This window comes from Agrobacterium sp. YIC 4121, assembly GCF_002008205.1.
GTDB lineage: Bacteria > Pseudomonadota > Alphaproteobacteria > Rhizobiales > Rhizobiaceae > Agrobacterium > Agrobacterium leguminum.
Window position 1 is genome coordinate 635,143 of record NZ_MRDI01000001.1, and the last position, 19,069, is coordinate 654,211.

The 19,069-nt window shown below is 58.0% G+C and carries 17 protein-coding genes; 9 read left to right on the forward strand and 8 right to left on the reverse strand.

Annotation, left to right across the window (positions count from 1 at the left end; translation table 11 throughout):
- The first annotated feature begins 12 nt into the window (after positions 1 to 12).
- Genes cpaB through BTE54_RS03300 form a run of 7 tightly spaced genes read left to right on the forward strand, consistent with a single transcriptional unit; the run spans position 13 to position 7,988 of the window.
- On the forward strand, positions 13 to 819 hold the full coding sequence (gene cpaB, locus BTE54_RS03270) for a Flp pilus assembly protein CpaB (RefSeq protein WP_078051407.1): 807 nt from the start codon (positions 13 to 15) through the stop codon (positions 817 to 819).
- Entirely contained in the window at positions 816 to 2,399 is a 1,584-nt protein-coding gene (locus BTE54_RS03275; protein ID WP_065654703.1) for a type II and III secretion system protein family protein, read from the forward strand. Before cpaB ends, BTE54_RS03275 begins: the two co-directional genes overlap by 4 nt.
- Before the next feature lie 56 nt (positions 2,400 to 2,455).
- A complete protein-coding gene (locus BTE54_RS03280; protein WP_078051408.1) occupies positions 2,456 to 3,148 on the forward strand; it encodes a CpaD family pilus assembly protein in 693 nt (230 codons plus the stop codon).
- A gap of 34 nt (positions 3,149 to 3,182) precedes the next feature.
- Positions 3,183 to 4,466, forward strand: coding sequence for a CpaE family protein (locus tag BTE54_RS03285; protein ID WP_078051409.1), 1,284 nt, complete (start codon positions 3,183 to 3,185; stop codon positions 4,464 to 4,466).
- Positions 4,467 to 4,499: 33 nt separating this feature from the next.
- On the forward strand, positions 4,500 to 5,972 hold the full coding sequence (locus tag BTE54_RS03290; RefSeq protein ID WP_065654706.1) for a CpaF family protein: 1,473 nt from the start codon (positions 4,500 to 4,502) through the stop codon (positions 5,970 to 5,972).
- Between the two features lie 15 nt (positions 5,973 to 5,987).
- Entirely contained in the window at positions 5,988 to 6,992 is a 1,005-nt protein-coding gene (locus BTE54_RS03295) for a type II secretion system F family protein (protein ID WP_065654707.1), read from the forward strand.
- Between the two features lie 9 nt (positions 6,993 to 7,001).
- Complete coding sequence (locus BTE54_RS03300) at positions 7,002 to 7,988, forward strand: type II secretion system F family protein (RefSeq protein ID WP_065654708.1); 987 nt, start codon at positions 7,002 to 7,004, stop codon at positions 7,986 to 7,988.
- A 72-nt stretch (positions 7,989 to 8,060) separates the two neighbouring features.
- On the opposite strand, the gene BTE54_RS03305 is transcribed toward BTE54_RS03300, so the two are convergent.
- Positions 8,061 to 8,885, reverse strand: coding sequence for a tetratricopeptide repeat protein (locus BTE54_RS03305; protein ID WP_078051410.1), 825 nt, complete (start codon positions 8,883 to 8,885; stop codon positions 8,061 to 8,063).
- A 142-nt stretch (positions 8,886 to 9,027) separates the two neighbouring features.
- On the opposite strand from BTE54_RS03305, the gene BTE54_RS03310 reads away from it, so the two are divergent.
- On the forward strand, positions 9,028 to 10,422 hold the full coding sequence (locus BTE54_RS03310) for a M17 family metallopeptidase (RefSeq protein WP_078051411.1): 1,395 nt from the start codon (positions 9,028 to 9,030) through the stop codon (positions 10,420 to 10,422).
- A gap of 101 nt (positions 10,423 to 10,523) precedes the next feature.
- Here BTE54_RS03310 and pncB read toward each other — a convergent pair whose 3' ends face one another.
- From pncB to BTE54_RS03345, 7 genes are all read right to left on the reverse strand, one after another.
- The gene (gene pncB / locus BTE54_RS03315) at positions 10,524 to 11,828 is read right to left on the reverse strand and encodes a nicotinate phosphoribosyltransferase (RefSeq protein ID WP_065654709.1); all 1,305 of its coding nucleotides are present in this window, start codon (positions 11,826 to 11,828) and stop codon (positions 10,524 to 10,526) included.
- Positions 11,829 to 12,038: 210 nt separating this feature from the next.
- Positions 12,039 to 12,398, reverse strand: coding sequence for a hypothetical protein (locus BTE54_RS03320; protein ID WP_078051538.1), 360 nt, complete (start codon positions 12,396 to 12,398; stop codon positions 12,039 to 12,041).
- A gap of 95 nt (positions 12,399 to 12,493) precedes the next feature.
- Positions 12,494 to 13,345: an NlpC/P60 family protein gene (locus BTE54_RS03325; protein ID WP_078051412.1), complete on the reverse strand. Its 852-nt coding sequence runs from the start codon at positions 13,343 to 13,345 to the stop codon at positions 12,494 to 12,496.
- Positions 13,346 to 13,363: 18 nt separating this feature from the next.
- Positions 13,364 to 13,708, reverse strand: a complete 345-nt coding sequence (locus BTE54_RS03330) for a MarR family winged helix-turn-helix transcriptional regulator (RefSeq protein WP_003524457.1) — start codon at positions 13,706 to 13,708, stop codon at positions 13,364 to 13,366.
- Positions 13,709 to 14,072: 364 nt separating this feature from the next.
- On the reverse strand, positions 14,073 to 15,179 hold the full coding sequence (locus BTE54_RS03335; protein WP_059759132.1) for a DUF475 domain-containing protein: 1,107 nt from the start codon (positions 15,177 to 15,179) through the stop codon (positions 14,073 to 14,075).
- 291 nt (positions 15,180 to 15,470) lie between these two features.
- Entirely contained in the window at positions 15,471 to 16,388 is a 918-nt protein-coding gene (locus BTE54_RS03340) for a DMT family transporter (protein ID WP_065654713.1), read from the reverse strand.
- A 123-nt stretch (positions 16,389 to 16,511) separates the two neighbouring features.
- Positions 16,512 to 17,393 carry a LysR family transcriptional regulator gene (locus tag BTE54_RS03345; protein ID WP_077984612.1) on the reverse strand — a complete coding sequence of 294 codons (882 nt, stop codon included), beginning with the start codon at positions 17,391 to 17,393 and terminating at the stop codon, positions 16,512 to 16,514.
- 106 nt (positions 17,394 to 17,499) lie between these two features.
- Here BTE54_RS03345 and BTE54_RS03350 point away from each other — a divergent pair, with 106 nt between their 5' ends.
- Positions 17,500 to 18,996 carry a CoA-acylating methylmalonate-semialdehyde dehydrogenase gene (locus BTE54_RS03350; protein ID WP_003524451.1) on the forward strand — a complete coding sequence of 499 codons (1,497 nt, stop codon included), beginning with the start codon at positions 17,500 to 17,502 and terminating at the stop codon, positions 18,994 to 18,996.
- Positions 18,997 to 19,069: the final 73 nt, after the last annotated feature.

Sequence of the window (19,069 nt, forward strand, 5' to 3'; positions counted from 1 at the left end):
CAAGGATCGAGCATGAAACCCTCGCGTATCTTTATTCTTTCCGTTGCTCTGGTGGCCGCCGGTCTTGCCGGCCTTGTCGCCATGCAGATTTCCGGCGCGAAGCAGGTCATCGAAAAAGCAGAAACGATCATCCAGAAAGAACCGACGGTCAACGTTCTCGTCTCTTCGGTCAATCTGCCCGTCGGTAGCCGCCTGAACGACAGTTCCGTGCGCTGGACACCCTGGCCACAGGGCAATGTGGTCGACAGTTTCATAACGGAAGTAAAAAGGCCTGACGCCATTACCGAACTCACCGGTGCGGTCGTGCGGCTGCCTCTGTTCGAAGGTGAACCGATCCGGCCGGAAAAAGTGGTCGATTCCAGCACGCGCATCATGTCCTCCCTTTTGCCGGCCGGGAAACGCGCTGTCGCCACCGAGATTTCCGTCTCGACAGGCGCAGGCGGTTTCGTGCTGCCGAACGACCGGGTCGATGTGATCATGGTCCGCAAGGGCGACAATAATAACTTTCTGACCGAAAATGTTTTGAACAATGTTCGTGTCCTGGCAATCGATCAGCAGATCAAGGAAGGCGAGGACGGAACGTCGGCAGTGGTCGGCGCAACCGCCACGCTCGAACTCACACCGGAACAGGCGAAGATCATAACGGTGGCGCAGCAAATGGCGGACCGTCTCACGCTTGCTTTGCGCTCCGTCGCCGATGCGCAGGAAAACGATACGCTTTCGGCTGGCCATCTTCTCAGCGGCGGTTCCGGACAGCCGGAAATCCAGGTGATCAAATCCGGCTCGATCGTGAAGAGCGGTCAAGGAGCATCACAATGACCGGAAGGCTCATGACAAATCGTCTCAACCAACGCCTGCGTTCATCGATGGCGGGTGGGCTCGCATTCTGCCTGGCCTTTTCAGGCGTTCCCGGCCAGCATTCCCCCAAGTTTCTGCGCGTCAGCGAAGCGGAGGCGCAAAGCGCAAGCATCGTGCGGATTACCGAAAGCGGCACAGGCATTCGCAAGCGCTTAAAGCTGGGTTTAAACAAGGCGTTGGTCATCGACCTGCCCGAAGATGCACACGACATTCTCGTTGCCGATCCGAGCCTTGCCGATGCCGTCACCCGCACGTCCAGACGTATTTATCTTTTTGGTAAAACGGTAGGACAGACCAACATTTTCATTTTTGGTGAGGGCGGCCGGGAAATCGTCAGTCTCGATCTGGAAGTAGAGCGGGACATCTCCGGACTCGAGGCGAATATTCGCCGTTTCATTCCCGAGTCGGATATCAAGGTAGAAATCGTTTCAGACAACATCGTTCTTACAGGATCGGTGCGTACACCGCAGGACTCCGCACGCGCCGTTCAACTTGCCGACGCATTTCTAAAAGGCGGTGAGGCCACCACCCGTAATATATCTCTGACAGGCGGTGACAATGGCGGCGATGCAGCGATTTTTGCGGAGCGCCGGCAGGTATCGCAAATTGTGAACATGCTGACGATTGAGGGTGAAGATCAGGTAACACTGAAGGTCACCGTCGCCGAAGTAAGCAGACAGGTTCTGAAGCAACTCGGCTTCAACGGCTCCATCAGCAGTTCAACAAGCGGTAATGGTTTCGAATTTGCGAATCCGTCTAATCTTGGCAATGTGATCGATGGCGCGTCAAGAATTGCCAGTGGTGCGATAGGCTCGGGGTCTCTCAGATTCGCTTCTTATCTCACTGCAATGGAGCAGGCGGGCGTCATGCGTACATTGGCGGAACCAAGCCTGACGGCTATTTCCGGAGAGCAGGCAAAGTTCTACGTCGGAGGCGATTTCAGGATTGCCGGAGAACAGGAAGTCGACATCGACGAGGACACCGGGCGGCCCACAATTACGCGCACGACCAATACTGTCGATTATGGCATCACGTTAAACTTCAAGCCCGTGGTGCTTTCGCCAGGCCGAATAAGTCTCAAAATTGAAACCAATGTTTCCGAGCCCACCTATGAAGGCAATGTTGTAACTGGTAATTCGGGCCGCACGGTCCCAGGTTCGACCTACATGTCGGTCAGAAAGCGTGAGACCTCCACAACGGTCGAGCTTCCCTCCGGCGGATCGATCGTGATCGCAGGTCTCGTTCAAGACAATGTCCGCCAGGCCATGTCCGGGCTTCCGGGCATGTCGAAAATCCCGATTTTCGGCACGCTTTTCCGCAGCAAGGACTTCCTGCGCAACGAAACCGAACTGGTCATTATCGCAACGCCCTATCTGGTGCGGCCCGTTGCCCGCAATCAGATCGCCCGGCCAGATGATAACTTCAATCCGGAAAACGACGCTGCCATGTATTTCATGAACCGCGTCAACAAGGTCTATGGCCGCAAGGATCAGGTTCAGGCCGCGCCCTATCAGGGGTCAGTGGGGTTCATCTACAAATGACGACACGCACACAAAATCCCCTCTTCACAGCAAGCCCGGTCAGGGAAGGAAACGTCATGAAGGAACCCTATTCCTCCTTTTCCCCCTACCTTTCCGGAAGACGGACCGGCCTCGTCGTCGTTGCCGCGCTTGCCGCCGGCCTGTTGCAGGGTTGCGCACGCGATCCGATGACCACCAACGCCATTCCCGACGATTATCGCACACGCCACCCGATTACCCTGTCGGAAGCGGAGCATTCGCTGGATATTCCGGTCTCGGCCAGCGACAGTCGGCTGACCACCGCGATGGCGGATAATGTCCGCGGCTTTGCCCAGAATTATGCGTCGATGTCCACCGGGATCATCAATATTCAGACGCCGTCGGGATCGGCCAACTCGGCGGCCGCATCGCGAATGGCGAAACAGATTCGCTCGACGCTTTCCGGCGCGGGTGTGGCGCCGGGCAAGATCATGGAGACGCGTTATGCCGCTTCCCCCAATGGCGACGCCTCTCCCATCCGTTTGAGCTATGTCGCCGTTACCGCCATGACCGGTCAGTGCGGCCAATGGCCAGAGGATCTCTCGGACAATACCTTCGCCAATAAGAACTGGTACAATTTCGGGTGCGCGTCCCAAAGCAATCTCGCAGCGCAGATCGCCAATCCCATGGATCTGGTCGGCCCGCGTGGCATGAGCCCGATCGATGCCGAGCGCCGCGCGGTCGTCATCGACACCTATCGCGGCAAGACTTCGACCGCGGCAACAGATTGATGCAGACCCAAAATTTGTCACGGCAGGATAGACGATGAGCGCTGTAGAATACGATATCAAAACTAGCGGCGGCGGGGAAGCCGAGCCGCCCGTGCGCGCTTCGGATATGGATCGCCTGCGCCCCCTGCCCCGCATTTCCGTTCACGCTTTCTGCGTCAGCGACAACATGCAAGGCGTCATGGACGGATTGTCCAGCGACCGGCGCATGAGCAAGGTTACCCTGCGGGTGACCAAGGGCGATATCAATGCGGCAGCCACGATGTTTTCCACGTCGCCCACGCCCAATCTCATCGTTCTTGAAACGGCAAGCTCAACCGCCTCGCTGCTGGACGATCTCGCGCCCCTGGCGGAGGTTTGTGATCCCTCCACGCGTGTCATCATTGTCGGCCGACACAACGACATCACGCTTTATCGCGATCTCATCCGCAACGGCATTTCCGAATATCTCGTCGCCCCGGTCAATATGGCCGATCTCCTGGCTTCGATCGCCGCGATCTTCGTCGATCCGGAAGCGGAGCCGCTGGGCCGCAACATCGCCTTCATTGGTGCCAAGGGCGGCGTAGGTTCATCGACCATCGCGCATAATTGCGCCTTCGGCATTTCGAGTCTTTTCTCCACGGAAACCATTCTGGCGGATATGGATCTTGCCTATGGAACGGCGAATATCGATTTCGATCAGGACCCTGCCCAGGGCATGGCTGAAGCGGTCTTTTCGCCGGAGCGGCTGGACGAGGTATTTCTCGACCGTCTTTTGACGAAATGTTCCGATCATCTGTCGCTTTTGGCGGCACCGTCTCTTCTCGACAGAACCTACGATCTCGATCGTCAGGCTTTTCTGCCGATCCTCGAGGTTTTGCAGCGCAGTGCCCCGGTTGCGGTTCTCGATCTTCCACACCAGTGGTGCGACTGGACGCGCGCAGTCCTTGCGGAAGCCGATGAGGTGGTCATAACGGCGGTTCCCGATCTCGCAAATCTGCGCAATACGAAGAATCTCTTCGACGCTCTCATCAAGCTGAGACCCAACGATAAATTGCCGCACCTCGTTCTCAATCAGGTCGGCATGCCCAAGCGCCCGGAAATCGCGCCGGCGGACTTCCTTGAGCCGCTGGAAATCGAGCCGATTGCGATTATCCCATTCGACGCACAATTGTTCGGAAACGCCGCCAATAGCGGACGCATGATCAGCGAGATGGATGAAAAATCCCAGACGGCGGAAACCTTTTCGCAAATCGCCCATACCATCACCGGCCGCTCCGTGCTGCGCAAAAGCAGGCGCGGCGGTCTGGAAAAACTGAAGAATATTCTCAAGCGCAAGTAGGCCTTCTGCCTGCGTACTTAGACGGAAACGCCGATGTTCGGAAAACGCGGGCCTGAAGGCCCAGCCAGAAGCACGAAGCCGGATCTTGCTGCACCTGTGCCCATGCAGGTAACGGCGGCGCCTGAACCTCGTTCTGCTGCACTTGACACTCTTGAACCCGGCCAATCACCGGTGGTGCGTCAAGCAACCGCAAGTGCACCGCTCGCGCAGAGAAAACGCGCCCGCACGGAAGACTACTACAATACCAAGAGCCAGGTATTTTCCGCGCTTATCGATACGATCGACCTTTCGCAGCTCGCCAAGCTTGACGCGGAAAGCGCGCGCGAGGAAATTCGCGATATCGTCAACGACATTATCACGATCAAGAATTTCGCCATGTCGATTGCCGAGCAGGAAGAGCTGCTCGAAGATATCTGCAACGACGTTCTTGGTTACGGGCCGCTGGAGCCGCTTCTCGCACGCGACGATATTGCCGATATCATGGTCAACGGTTCCGGCCAGACCTTCATCGAAGTCGGCGGCAAGACCATCGAATCCGATATCCGTTTTCGTGACAATGCGCAGTTGCTTTCCATCTGCCAGCGCATCGTCAGCCAGGTCGGCCGACGCGTGGATGAATCGAGCCCGATATGCGACGCCCGCCTTCCGGATGGGTCGCGCGTCAACGTCATCGCTCCACCGCTTGCCATCGACGGTCCGGCGCTGACGATCCGAAAATTCAAGAAGGACAAGCTGACACTCGACCAGCTCGTACGTTTCGGAGCGATCACGCCGGAAGGCGCTACATTGCTCAAGATCATCGGTCGCGTCCGCTGCAATGTCGTTATCTCGGGCGGCACCGGCTCGGGTAAGACGACGCTTCTTAACTGCCTGACGAGCTTCATCGACAAGGATGAACGCGTCATCACCTGCGAAGACACCGCCGAACTGCAGCTGCAGCAACCGCATGTGGTGAGGCTCGAAACGCGTCCGCCCAATATCGAAGGGGAAGGCGAGATCACAATGCGCGATCTCGTCAAGAACTGCCTTCGCATGCGGCCTGAGCGCATCATCGTCGGCGAAGTGCGCGGACCGGAAGTTTTCGACCTTCTCCAGGCCATGAACACCGGTCACGACGGTTCGATGGGAACGCTGCACGCCAATACGCCACGCGAATGCCTCAGCCGTATCGAATCGATGATCGCCATGGGCGGCTTCACCCTGCCGGCCAAGACCGTGCGTGAAATCATTTCGGGATCGATCGATGTCGTCATTCAGGCAGCGCGTCTGCGTGACGGCTCGCGCCGGATAACCCAGATTACGGAAGTGATCGGTATGGAAGGCGATGTCATCGTCACGCAGGATCTGATGCGATACGAAATCGAAGGCGAAGATGCGAACGGCAAGCTGATCGGCAGGCACGTATCGACCGGCATCAGCAAGCCCAATTTCTGGGATCGTGCACGCTATTACGGCGAAGAGAAACGCCTGGCAGCCGCGCTCGATGAGATGGAAAAGACATCCTAAGGGAAAGCGACTGCCATGGACCCGACAATAGCGTTACTGGCCGTACTTGTCGCCATCTCGGCAGGAGCACTCGCCTACGTCTTTCTTTTCCAGCAGATAGAGGTCGAGAAAAAGACCACAAGCCGTTTCAAGCGGGTGCAGGCGGCAGAGACGGATCACGTAAATATCAAAGCTGCACGCGATCGGGTCCAGGAACTCAGCAAGCGCCGCAAATCCATGCAGGACAGCCTGCGGGATATGGAAAAGAAACAAAATGAAAAGGCGAAAAAAGCGAAGAATGTGAGCCTGCGCGATAAACTGGTGCAGGCTGGGCTGGCAATCTCCGTTCGGCAGTTTCATCTCCTGAGCGCAGGTGCTTCGGCTCTCGCCACTCTCATCGCGCTTCTATATGATCTATCATTAATAACCGCCCTGCTCATAGGCGCAGTAGTTGCTTTAGGGCTGCCCCGTTGGGTATTGGCGTTCATCCTCAAGCGCCGGCAGAAAAAATTCCTTGAGGAATTTCCCAATGCGCTGGATGTCATGTGCCGCTCAATCAAATCCGGATTGCCGCTGAATGACGCCGTGCGACTGATCGCGTCTGATGGTCAGGAGCCGGTGAAAACAGAGTTTCAGCGGGTCGTAGATGCGCAGCAGGTTGGTATCGGGATTCCCCAAGGGATAGAGCGCATGATGCTGACCATGCCGCTTTTCGAAGTCAGCTTCTTCAGCACCGTCATCAATATCCAGGCACAGGCAGGCGGCAATCTTTCGGAGGCATTATCCAACCTTTCAAAGGTATTGCGTGACCGAAAGAAAATGCGCGCCAAAGTGAACGCTCTATCGATGGAGGCAAAAGCGTCGGCGGTCATTATCGGCGCATTGCCTTTCATTGTGATGCTGCTGGTGCACTTCACGTCGCCCGACTATCTTGCAGTCCTCTTCACGGATATGCGCGGGCACATCATTCTGGGTGCATCCGGGCTATGGATGCTCATCGGAATTTTCATCATGCGTCAAATGATCAATTTCGATATTTGAGGGTCACCGATGACAGGAAATCTCCTTTCAGACCTGACGAATCCGCAAACTATAATTGCGATTCTTGTAACAGTGGCGGTTTTCGCCACCCTTTATACGCTCATTACACCTTTCTTCGAACGAAAGGACTTTGCCAAGCGAATGAAGGCCGTATCGTCCGAACGGGAACTTATTCGCAGCCGCGAGCGCGAGCGTCTGGCAACTGCAACCAGAGACGGCAAGGCCTCCCTGCGTGGCAACAACAACAAGTCCGCACGGCGAATCGTCGAAAAATTCAATCTCCAGGAAGCGCTCGCCGACAAGAACACAATGAACAAGCTGCGAGCGGCCGGTTTTCGTTCGCAAAATGCGCTTAATACATTTCTTGCCGCCCGATTCATATTGCCGTTCATTTTTCTGGCCGTCGCATTCACCTGGATTTTCGTTCTCGGAAATCTTGCGGATAAAGCCTTCTTCATTCGACTGATGGCCGTTCTTCTTTTCGGCTATATCGGCTTTTATGCTCCCAATATCTACGTTTCTAACCGCATGACCAAGCGACAGGTCTCGATCAAGCGGGCTTGGCCAGATGCACTTGATCTCATGCTGATCTGCATCGAATCCGGTGTTTCGATGGAAGCGGCCATGCGCCGCGTGGCGGAAGAGATGGGAGAACAGTCGCCTGAACTTGCGGAAGAAATGATCCTGACGACAGCGGAATTGTCCTTCCTTCAGGACAGGCGTGTCGCGCTTGAGAATTTTGGTATGCGCACACAACTGGACGGTGTCAAAAGCGTGGTGCAGGCCCTCATCCAGGCGGAACGATATGGCACGCCGCTCGCACAGGCTCTGCGTGTTCTGGCGCAGGAAGGTCGAGACGAGCGAATGAATGAAGCTGAGAAAAAGGCTGCAGCGCTGCCGCCCAAACTGACTGTACCGATGATAGTGTTCTTCCTGCCGGTTCTCATCGCCGTTATTCTCGGGCCTGCCGGCATTCGTGTCGCCGACACGTTCTAACGACGGAAACGCGCAGGAGCGAAACCGGAAATCGTTCGATCAGGGCAACCCTTCTATACCTGCGAAAGCGTATCAACCAGCCGGCTTGCCGTCCTTTTTCGCCAGTTGCTGCCAGGAGTTCTGCTGCGAAAGCATGGCACGCAGATAGGTGAGGTTTGCCTGTGCCTGCTGTGGCGAGAGTTCCTGAACCGCGATGCGCTCGGCTTCGGCAAAGCGGCCCTGTAGACCGACCACGAGCGCAAGGTTCTGGCGAACGCGGCTATCGGCGCCCGGCTGGGCGATGGCGGATTGCAGATATGTTTCGGCAGTGCGCGGATCACTCGACAGGACATAGGACATGCCGAGGTTGGACAATACGCTCGGGTCGTTCGGCTTCAGGTCAAGCGCCTGCCTGTAGCGGGAACGCGCCTCGTTCGAGCGTCCAAGCTGATCGAGCACGGCGCCCTCGGCGGAATAAAGCCGCCAGTCGGGCCTGTCCGGCGTCTGCGCCCGCTGGATGGTTGAAAGCGCCTGTTCCAGCTGGCCGGCGGCGGCCTGCGATTTGCCATAGGCGGCAAGGACATCGCGGTCGGCCGGATTGGCGATGGCGATCTGCTGCATGACGGCGAGAGCCTGTGTGTTCTTGCCGGTCATCATCAGCACGCTGGCATAATTCATGCCGACCGATTTATCCTTGGGGCTGCGTTCATAGGCTTTGCCGGCGCTCTCCTCCGCCTGCCGAAGCTGCTCCATGTTCATGTGATCATAGGAGCGCGTGGCGGCGGGAATGGAGCCGGTGGACATGCGATCAGGCTTGTTGGTGCTCGCGCACCCCGAAACCGCAAGAATCAATGCGGCAAGACATGCTCCCCGCAGCAACCCTGTCCGGCCTGTCTCGCCCAAAGAAAATGCAGTCATGGCAGCGCCCCCGCCCGAGAATGATCGATCTTGCGCCCGACACACGACAGACTCACATGACGCAACTTTCGCTTAAGCAATAATCTGTTAACCCTAACAGAGCGTTAATCGCACCGATTCTCGACATTTACGGAAGCATACAATGGCGCCCTATCAGTTCATCGAACGCCCGACCCCTTTCAGCTCCAAGGCCGGCAGCACATTGCCGGTTTTCGCCGTCACGCCGGCCCATATCGAACAGGGCGCCATCGACCCTGTCGCTCTGGATTGGGCGAAGAAGGCGGGGTTCAAGGCGGAGGCAGGCGCCATCCTCCTCGTTCCTTCCGCCGATGGCTCGCTGGGCGGCGTGCTTCTCGGCCTCGGCAGCAATCCCTCGGAAATCCCCTTCATCACCGGGAAACTCGCCCGTGAGCTGCCGGAAGGCGAATGGCACATCGAAACCGCACCCCTGACGGCCAATCGCCTCGCTCTCGGTTTCGGTCTCGGCAGCTACCGCTTCGACAAATACAAGACCACCAAGACGAACGGGGCAAAGCTCCTTATTCCGCAGGATGCGGAAGACGGCGAGATCAAGCGCGTACTGGCCGGCGTTTTCCTTGCGCGCGACCTCATCAATGTTCCGGCCAACGATATGGGGCCGGATGAGCTTGAGATTGCCTTTCGCGCGCTTGCCGCCCATTACAAGGCAAAGGTGAAGGTCACCACCGGCGATGATCTGCTCAAGGAAAACTTCCCCCTGATCCATGCTGTCGGCCGGGCCAGCGAAAGCGCGCCGCGGCTTCTGGAGATGAACTGGGGCAAGAAGGGCAATCCGCGCCTCACCCTTGTCGGCAAGGGCGTCTGCTTCGATACAGGTGGCCTCGATATTAAACCCGCCGCCTCCATGGCGCTGATGAAGAAGGATATGGGAGGCGCGGCCAATGTGCTCGGCCTTGCGCTGATGATCATGGATGCGAAGCTGCCGGTCGATCTTCGCGTTCTCGTGCCCGCGGTCGAAAACTCCATCTCCTCCAATGCCTTCCGCCCCGGCGATATCTACCGCAGCCGCAAGGGGCTGACGGTGCAGATCGACAATACCGACGCTGAAGGCCGTCTTGTTCTGGCGGATGCGCTGGCCTATGCGGACGAAGATGCGCCGGACCTGATGATCGACATGGCAACGCTGACGGGTGCCGCACGCGTCGCGCTCGGCCCGGATCTGCCGCCCTTCTACACTGATGATGAGGATCTGGCGCATGATATCGCGGAAGCCAGCATCGATACGGACGATCCGCTGTGGCGCATGCCGCTCTATATGGGCTACGACAAGGATATCCGCTCACGCGCAGCCGATATCACCAACGCGCCTTCGGGCGGCATGGGCGGATCGATCACCGCCGCCCTGTTCCTGAAGCGTTTCGTTACCAATACCAGGCGCTGGGCGCATTTCGATATTTACGGCTGGTCTCTGAGCGAGAGGCATCATTCATCGATCGGCGGGGAGGCGCAGGGTATCCGCGCACTCTTCCATTACATCGCACATCAGTTTGCGAAGTAATCTGCTTATAGGTGCAGGCTTCCACGGGCGCTTCCTCAACCGGAGCGCCCGTTCTCAATTCAGAGCATTTTCCGGGCGGAAAACCGGGCTCCACAAAAGCTCTAAACCAGAACCTTCTGTTCCTTGTGGTCCTCTTCGCCGAAGAACTTCAGGTAACGTTCCACTTCGGCCGGGTCGCCGGTGGCCTTCTGCGGATTGTCCGAGAGTTTCACGGCCGGCCGGCCATTGGCGTCGCTCACCTTGCAGACGATGGAAATCGGCTTGAGGCTGGCGATGGTTTTTGGCGCGCAACCGGCAAAATCATTGGTGAGGTTGGTTCCCCAACCGAAGCTCATGCGAACGCGGCCTTCGAAATGCCTGTAGGTATCGATGATGGCGTCGACATCGAGACCGTCGGAGAAGATCAACATCTTCTTGCGCGGATCGCGACCCATCTTCTGCCACCACTCGATGATCTTTTCCCCACCTTCGATCGGCGGCGCACTGTCGGGACGGAAACCCGTCCAGTCTGCCACCCATTCCGGCGCGTTGCGCAGGAAAGCCGCCGTGCCGAAGGCGTCCGGCAGCACGATCAGCAGGTTACCGCCATAAAGCCGGTTCCAGTCCTTCAGAACCTGATAGGGTGCTGCAGCGAGCTCCTCATCCGTCTGCGCCAGCGCCGCGACCACCATCGGCAGTTCATGCGCGTTTGTGCCCACGGCTTCGAGATCCGAATCCATGGCGAGCAGGACGTTACTCGTACCGGTAAAGGCGGGCCCGATGCCTTCCTTCAGCGCTTCGACGCACCAGCGCTGCCAAAGGAAGCTGTGGCGGCGGCGGGTGCCGAAATCGGAAATGCGCAGGCCCGGCAGTTCCCGCAGACGCTCGACCTTCTCCCACATCTTGGCCTTTGCGCGGGCGTAAAGCACATCGAGCGTGAAATAACCGAGCGAACGCATGGCGCTGCGCGAGCGCAACTCGTTGATGATGGCGAGCGCCGGAATTTCCCAGAGCGTCGTGTCCATCCAGCGGCCATGAAAATTCAGCTCATATTGCCCGTCGCGCTTGAAAAGCTCATATTCCGGCAATTGATAGCTCGACAGCCAGGAGAGAAATTCCGGCTCGAAAATCTGCGAGCGGCCGTAAAACGTGTTACCCGCAAGCCAGATGTTTTCCTTCTTGGAAAGACGCAGGGTGCGTGCATGATCGAGCTGTTCGCGCAGCTCCATCTCGTCGATTTCTTCCGCCAGCCGCACCGTCTTCGTGCGGTTGATAAGCGAAAACGTCGCATCGACTTCCGGATAGAGCTTCCAGATCATCTGCAACATCAACAGCTTGTAGAAATCCGTATCGATCAGGCTGCGGACGATAGGGTCGAGTTTCCAGGTATGATTATGGACACGGGTGGCTATATCGGTCTTCGTCATACTCGCATTCCCCAATATCGGCCAAAGGTCAGAATAGCCGATGTCACTCCGCACCCCGGCAGGTATCAACCTGTCATGCGGAAGATTTATCTGAAAAAGCGACAACAAGTCCAGAGCACCGGCCAGGCAAATGCCCGCCGCCGCCGCCCGCGCATCGATTTTCCGAAGAGTGCAATGGGGTTTTCGGTCCGCAGCTGGAGAGATGCCGCTTCAGAAGGTCGGATCTACGGGGTTTATGCCGGGATACCAGTCCTTGGAAACCGGGTTTCTGCCGCCGAAGCTGGAAATTCCGTTTTCATCGGTGCAACGGTAACCCTGAACAGGAAGTCCACGGCTGCCGAAAACATTCCGGTAGGGGCCGCGTGAATATCCGGTCGAGCCAAGAGCGCTGTGGCAATTGTAACGGACCTTCGGCTGCAGCGTGCGTGGATCCTTGACGCCGGGCAGGTTTGCATAGGCATCCGGCGCGGGGGCAAAACCATTCTGGAAAACAGTCTGCGCCTGCGCTGACGCGCTCAGCAAAACCGCCGCGAGGATCGCTGCCAATCGTGTCGCCGTTCTTGTCTTCATCGATGCCGGTCCCGAACCATCATCCAACCGATGTAGGCTGTCGGCGGCTCTCGCACAAAGGGCCTCACAGGCACAATTTCGTGAAAGCCGCCTTTTCAGTCTTCCAGGCGGCGGAAAGCCGTCGGCTTTTCGTACAGCCAGCCGATACGCTCGATGGCCGCATCGAGATTTTCGCGTGCGACATTCATCGTATGGCCATTGGCATGCAGCAGCGTTTCCTCGTTTTCCATGAGGCCGACATGGCCCTTCCAGAAGACGAGATCGCCGCGGCGCAATTCATCCCGCTCTATTTCTACGCCGAGCGACTTCACCTGCATGTCGGTATCGCGCAGAACCCGCCGGCCCGCCATGGCCATGGAAAGCTGCACGAGGCCGGAACAATCGATACCGAAGCCGGAACGGCCGCCCCAGAGATAGGGGGTCTCAATAAAGCGCAGTGCTACCGCCACATAATCCTCTTCAAGCGCCGCATCCACGGCGCGACAATGGGCGGCGATGATGCCTTCGCCCTTTTCGGTCAGCAGGTAACGGGTGCCGCGTGTCTCCGCCTCGCCGACGATGCGGATGAGACTGCCCATGGACAGCGCGGCGACCGGCGGTTTGCGCAATTCAGCGGCTGGATAGAGAAAAGTGCGCGGTGCAATCACCCGATGTGTGGCGACAACGACATCGCCAATCGCCGTTTCCGGCACATAGCCGGCATAACCATCTGCATCCGCCTGCACCCATGCCCAGCCATTCGCGTACTCGAAAACACGGATGGTTTCGCCAGACAGCAGCTCGGTATCGATGCCGGCGGCAAGGTCCGGCGTCGGCCGCAGGCCAACAACCGGCACAGCGATCTGCGCGGGCGAGCCGCTGACAAAACGCTCGGCCTGCACCACGCCCTGCAGCTTTTCATCGGCGAGATCGGAGCGGAAGACATTCAGGCGGCGGTCGAGCATCATGGGTTTCACATCCAGAGGTTAGATCTTGCGCGCCTGATCAATAATCAGATCGCCGAATTTTTCCAGATAAAGCGCACCGGCTACTGTGCGTTTTATCACGACATTGCGCTTGTCCCGCTCATCCCGAACCCGGTCGACCAATCCAAGAGCACCCAGACTGTCGAGGGCGCGGGTAATAACCGGTTTGGTCACACCCAGCATGGCGGCAAGACCCCGCACGGTGTGCGGCGGCGGCACAAGATAAATCTGCAGCAGGATGGCGGTTTGACGCAAGGTCAAATCCGGCTGATCGTCAATGACCTGCGCCGTGGATACACGATGCCAAAGACCCAGGGCCTCCGTGGGCGACAATTGTGCAGGCAAACCGTGACCCTTCCAGTCGTTGTCTTATCGTTTTCATTCAACCGAACGGAAAACTCAAGAACCATCCCGCACAAACAGAACCGCCGCACGGCGCAGATCAGAAAGATCGCGCGGCGCGGCGGTATTTGTCGACCCGTTTTCGAGCCATAATGTCCCCTCTGGACTTGCGGAATGAGATGCAGGAAGCGTGCCAATTTTGATGCAGCGCACAAATACTCGTAAAAACAGCAACTTAAGGCACGAACTCCGCCTTGTGGCGAAATTTTTCGCAAAGAGCAAATAGCAACAAAAACAGGCAAAAAAATAATTCAATGCTTAAAAACTGCCTTCCGCCGCGACAGCGGAAGGCATGGGTAATTGCGGATCAGATCTCCGCGCCGCGGGCGGCATCGACCGCATCGGCACTCTGTCGCCGGTTATAGCGGATCGACGACCAGAGCGAGATGCCGATCAGACCCGCGCCGCCAAGGCCCGTGATGACCTCCGGAATATGCACCATGGTCTGCACGTACATGATGACGGACAGGATGAGGATTGCATAAAAGGCGCCGTGCTCCAGATAGCGATATTCCGCCAGGGTTCCCTTCTCGACCAGCATGATGGTCATCGAACGCACATACATGGCGCCGATACCGAGGCCGATGGCGATGATGAAGAGATTCTGCGTCAGCGCAAAAGCGCCGATAACGCCATCGAAGGAGAAGCTGGCATCCAGCACTTCGAGATAAAGAAACGCACCGAAGCCGCCTTTCGCCGCGCCTTCCAGCATTTCCTGGCTGCGGTCGAGAATGCCGCCGACGACTTCAACCAGCAGGAAGGTCAAAAGACCCCAGATCGCCGAATGGAAGAAGGTGTTGGCCGCGACCGGACCAAGTTCCGGATTGTCGCTAGCACCGATGATGCGGGAAAAGATCAGCATGACGACCAGCACGAAGGCAATCTCGATGCCCTTCACGGAGGAATAGGTTGCAGCCTTTTCCTCGATCCAGCGCACCCAGTGCACGTCCTTTTCATGGTCGAAGAAGAAGTTGAGACCGACCATCATCAGGAAGGTGCCGCCGAAAGCCGCAATCGGCAGATGGGCGTCACGCATGATTTCCGCGTAACGTTCTGGCTGCGTAGCCGCCATGACAATCGCCGTCCACGGGCCGACATTGGCCGCGACGACCACGATGAGCAGCGGGAAGACGATACGCATGCCGAAAACGGCAATCAGGATACCCCAGGTCAGGAAGCGATGCTGCCAGACCGGTGTCATATCCTTGAGCTTATTGGCGTTGACGATGGCGTTGTCGAAGGAAAGTGAGATTTCCAGCACCGCCAGCACGACGCAGATGAAGAAGATCGTCGCCGTACCGCCGACCGTTCCGGTCATTTCCCAACCGAGATAACCGCCGAGGATCAAACCGACCACGGTGACGATAAAAGCCCACTTGAAGTAGGTAAGCGTGTTTTTCTGGGCAGCGCTCATGTCCGGTCGCCTCCCATAAAGAGGGCGTTCAGGGGCCGACGCAGGGCGTCAGGCCGCACGCAGAAAGCACGCGCGCGAAGCACATTCAGGTTTTTCATAGTTTTTAATCCGCCGGCCAATTTTTGCAGGCGGTACCGACATCGCGAGAGCGCCGTAAAACTCTCGCCAGAGGGGCCCGGCACCTTTGTTTCCTCTGCCGTTGCGAGACAAATCATCGCAGGGCTCTTTCTTACTCCCTGAAGATCACGCCTTCGTCAAGTCCCGTGATCGTGATCGAGGCTGTGAGGAAGATCAAACCTGCTCTGCTGCCAGGTCTTCAGCGGTTTCGCGGCGGCGTTTGAGAGTATTTTCGCGGAAGAAGATATAAAGGCCGGAAAGAACGATCAGACCCGCGCCGACGACGATACTCGTCTGCGGCACATCGCCGAAGAACAGCCAGCCGAAAATGACCGCCCAGAGCAGCAGCGTATATTGCAGCGGCGCGACGGTGGCGGCATCGGCGAGTTTAAGCGCCCGGTTGACCAGCACATGGGCCGTCATGGCGACGACGCCGAGCAGGCCGAGGAAGGCGAGATCGAAACTGGACTGAACCGGCAGCCATCCCGATGGCGTGATGAATACCGCGACAATGCCCGCAAGCGCCGCACCGATGATTTGCCAGAAGGCAAGCACCGTATCCGGCGTATTGCGCAGCTGGCGACCGGATAGCATCATGAAAGCAAAGGCGGCGCTGCCGAGGATCGAAAACAATGCTGCGGAGGTGAGGCTTGCCGAACTGGGTTTGAGCGCGATGAGAACGCCGACAAAACCGATGGCGATGGCCGTCCAGCGACGCCAGCCCACCTTTTCTCCGAGCAGAAACGGCGAGAGCGCCGCCACATAGATGGGGGCGGCCAGCCAATAGGTCATGACATCGGCGAGCGGCAGGGCCGCGACCGCGAAATAGAAACAGAAAAGCTCTGCGGTGGAAAAGAAGACGCGCGCAAACTGAAGGCCGGGACGTTCAATTCTGACAAGGCCGGAGAGGCCGGCACGCCAGACGATCGGAACGAGGATAATAAGCGCCGCCGCACTGCGAATGAGGATCACCTGACCCTGGCTATAGGTGGCAACGAGCCATTTTCCCATGGCGTCGTTCAGTGCGAAAAGCAGCATTCCAAGCAGCATGACGGCCACGCCGAGGCCAGTCGGCGAAAGCTTACGTATCATAGACATGTCAGTTCCGATCTCTCCCAATGGCTGCATTGGTCGTCCAGCCTGCCATCCTTTGTCAAGCCCCGAACTGCCGGGCCGGAACAATTAATAGTACTAATAATGTCGGCGTGTTGGATGTCAGGTGAAGATTCGCCGTTCTTCGGCAACCAGTTCCTGGAGAAAATCGACCACCGTGCGGACGCGGACCAGTTGACGGGCGGATTCGTGATAGGCCGTCCAGTAGGACCGGCTGATGGTGAGTTGCGGCATGATACGCAGAAGTTCGGGATATTGCCCGGCGATGTAATTGTGCAGGATGCCGATGCCCGCACCGGAACGCACCGCCTCGGTTTGCCCGGTAGCGCTGGAGATTTCAAAGGCGGCGTCCCAGTCGCGCATGATCTCACCGGTAAAGTTAAGTGAAGGCGAAAAGATCAGGTCTTCCACATAACCGATCCGCCGGTGGCGCTTCAGCGCCTCTACATCATCAGGCGTTCCATAATCGGCCAGATAATCCGCCGAGGCATAGAGGCCCAGCGAATAATCGGTGAGCTTTGAAAACATCAGCCTGCCCTGCTCCGGTCTTTCGATGGTGATGGCTATATCGGCCTCACGCTGCGACAGTGAGAAGGAACGCGGCACCGGCACGAGCTGGATTTTCAGATCGGGATAACGCGCCGTCAGCCGGCCGAGCCGCGGCGCGAGGAAAGAAACGCCGAGGCCATCCGGCGCGCCGATGCGCACCGTTCCCGCCACCGCCGTATCGACACGGCCGAGATTTGCCTGGGCATTCAGCATTTCGGTTTCCATCCGCTCGGCCCCGGCAAGAAGGCGCTGCCCCTCTTCGGTCAACTCGCAGCCATTGGTGCTGCGCAGGAAGAGCTGCGTGCCGATGGCCGCTTCCAGTGCGGAAATGCGCCGGCTAAGGGTGGCATGGTTGACGCCAAGCTTTCTGGCCGCCGAAAGAAACTGGCCGCTTCGCGCCACGCTTAGAAACAAACGCACATCATCCCAGTTCACGGCACCCTCCTTATGTCTATTTTTGCACAATGGATGCTTATTTCAGGCGATTGATTTGTGCAAATCGAAAGGTAATGCTGCGCCATCACATTCTGGAGGAACACCCATGAAGGAAATCGGTCATTTCATTAACGGCAAGCATGTGCCGGGCACCAGCGGCCGCACATCGAATGTCTACAACCCGGCCACCGGCGAAGTTCAGGCAACTGTCGCGCTTGCAAGCGACGCCGAACTGCGCGCCGCCGTAGAAAGCGCCAAGGCCGCGCAGCCGAAATGGGCCGCCACCAACCCGCAGCGCCGCGCCCGCGTTTTCTTCAAGTTCGTCGAACTTCTGAACCGCGACATGAACGAGCTGGCGGTGCTGCTCTCCAGCGAGCATGGCAAGACCGTTGAAGATTCCAAGGGCGATATCGTGCGCGGCCTCGAAGTCTGCGAATTCGTCTGCGGCATTCCGCATCTGCAGAAGGGCGAATTCACCGAGGGTGCCGGCCCGGCCATCGACATGTACTCGATCCGCCAGCCGGTTGGCATCGGCGCGGGCATTACGCCGTTCAACTTCCCCGGCATGATCCCGATGTGGATGTTCGCGCCCGCAATTGCCTGCGGCAATGCCTTCATCCTCAAGCCTTCCGAGCGCGACCCGTCGCTGCCGATCCGTCTTGCCGAACTGATGATCGAAGCCGGTCTTCCGGCCGGCATCCTCAACGTCGTCAACGGTGACAAGGGCGCCGTCGACGCCATCCTGACCGATCCCGATATCGGCGCGGTCTCCTTCGTCGGTTCGACGCCGATCGCCCGCTATGTCTATGGCACGGCCGCCATGAACGGCAAGCGCGCGCAGTGCTTCGGCGGTGCGAAGAACCACATGATCATCATGCCGGATGCCGATCTCGACCAGGCGGTAAACGCGCTGATGGGCGCAGGTTACGGTTCGGCCGGCGAGCGCTGCATGGCTGTTTCCGTTGCGGTTCCGGTTGGTGAGGAGACGGCAAACCGTCTCGTCGAAAAGCTCATTCCGCAGATCGAAAGCCTGAGAATCGGCCCCTATACCGACGACAAGGCCGATATGGGTCCGCTCGTCACCAAGGAAGCGCAGACGCGCGTCAAGGGCCTGATCGACAGCGGCGTCGCACAGGGTGCGAAGCTTCTGGTCGATGGCCGCGACTTCAAGCTGCAGGGCTATGAGGACGGCTATTTCGTCGGCGGCTGCCTGTTCGACCACGTGACCCCTGACATGGACATCTACAAGACGGAAATCTTCGGACCCGTTCTCTCCGTTGTTCGCGCCAAGAATTACGAAGACGCGCTGGAACTGCCGATGAAGCATGAATATGGCAACGGCGTTGCCATCTATACCCGCGACGGCGATGCCGCCCGCGACTTCGCAAGCCGCGTCAATATCGGCATGATCGGCGTCAACGTTCCGATCCCGGTTCCGCTTGCCTATCACTCCTTCGGCGGCTGGAAGGCTTCGAGCTTCGGCGACCTCAACCAGCACGGGACGGATTCGATCAAGTTCTGGACAAAGACCAAGACGATCACCTCGCGCTGGCCGTCGGGTATCAAGTCGGGCGCTGAATTCGTGATGCCGACAATGAAGTAAGCCGGGAAGCCGGTACACAAGCAAAAGCCCCGCTGGAAAAACAGCGGGGCTTTTTATTTGATTTCGGCTGGGC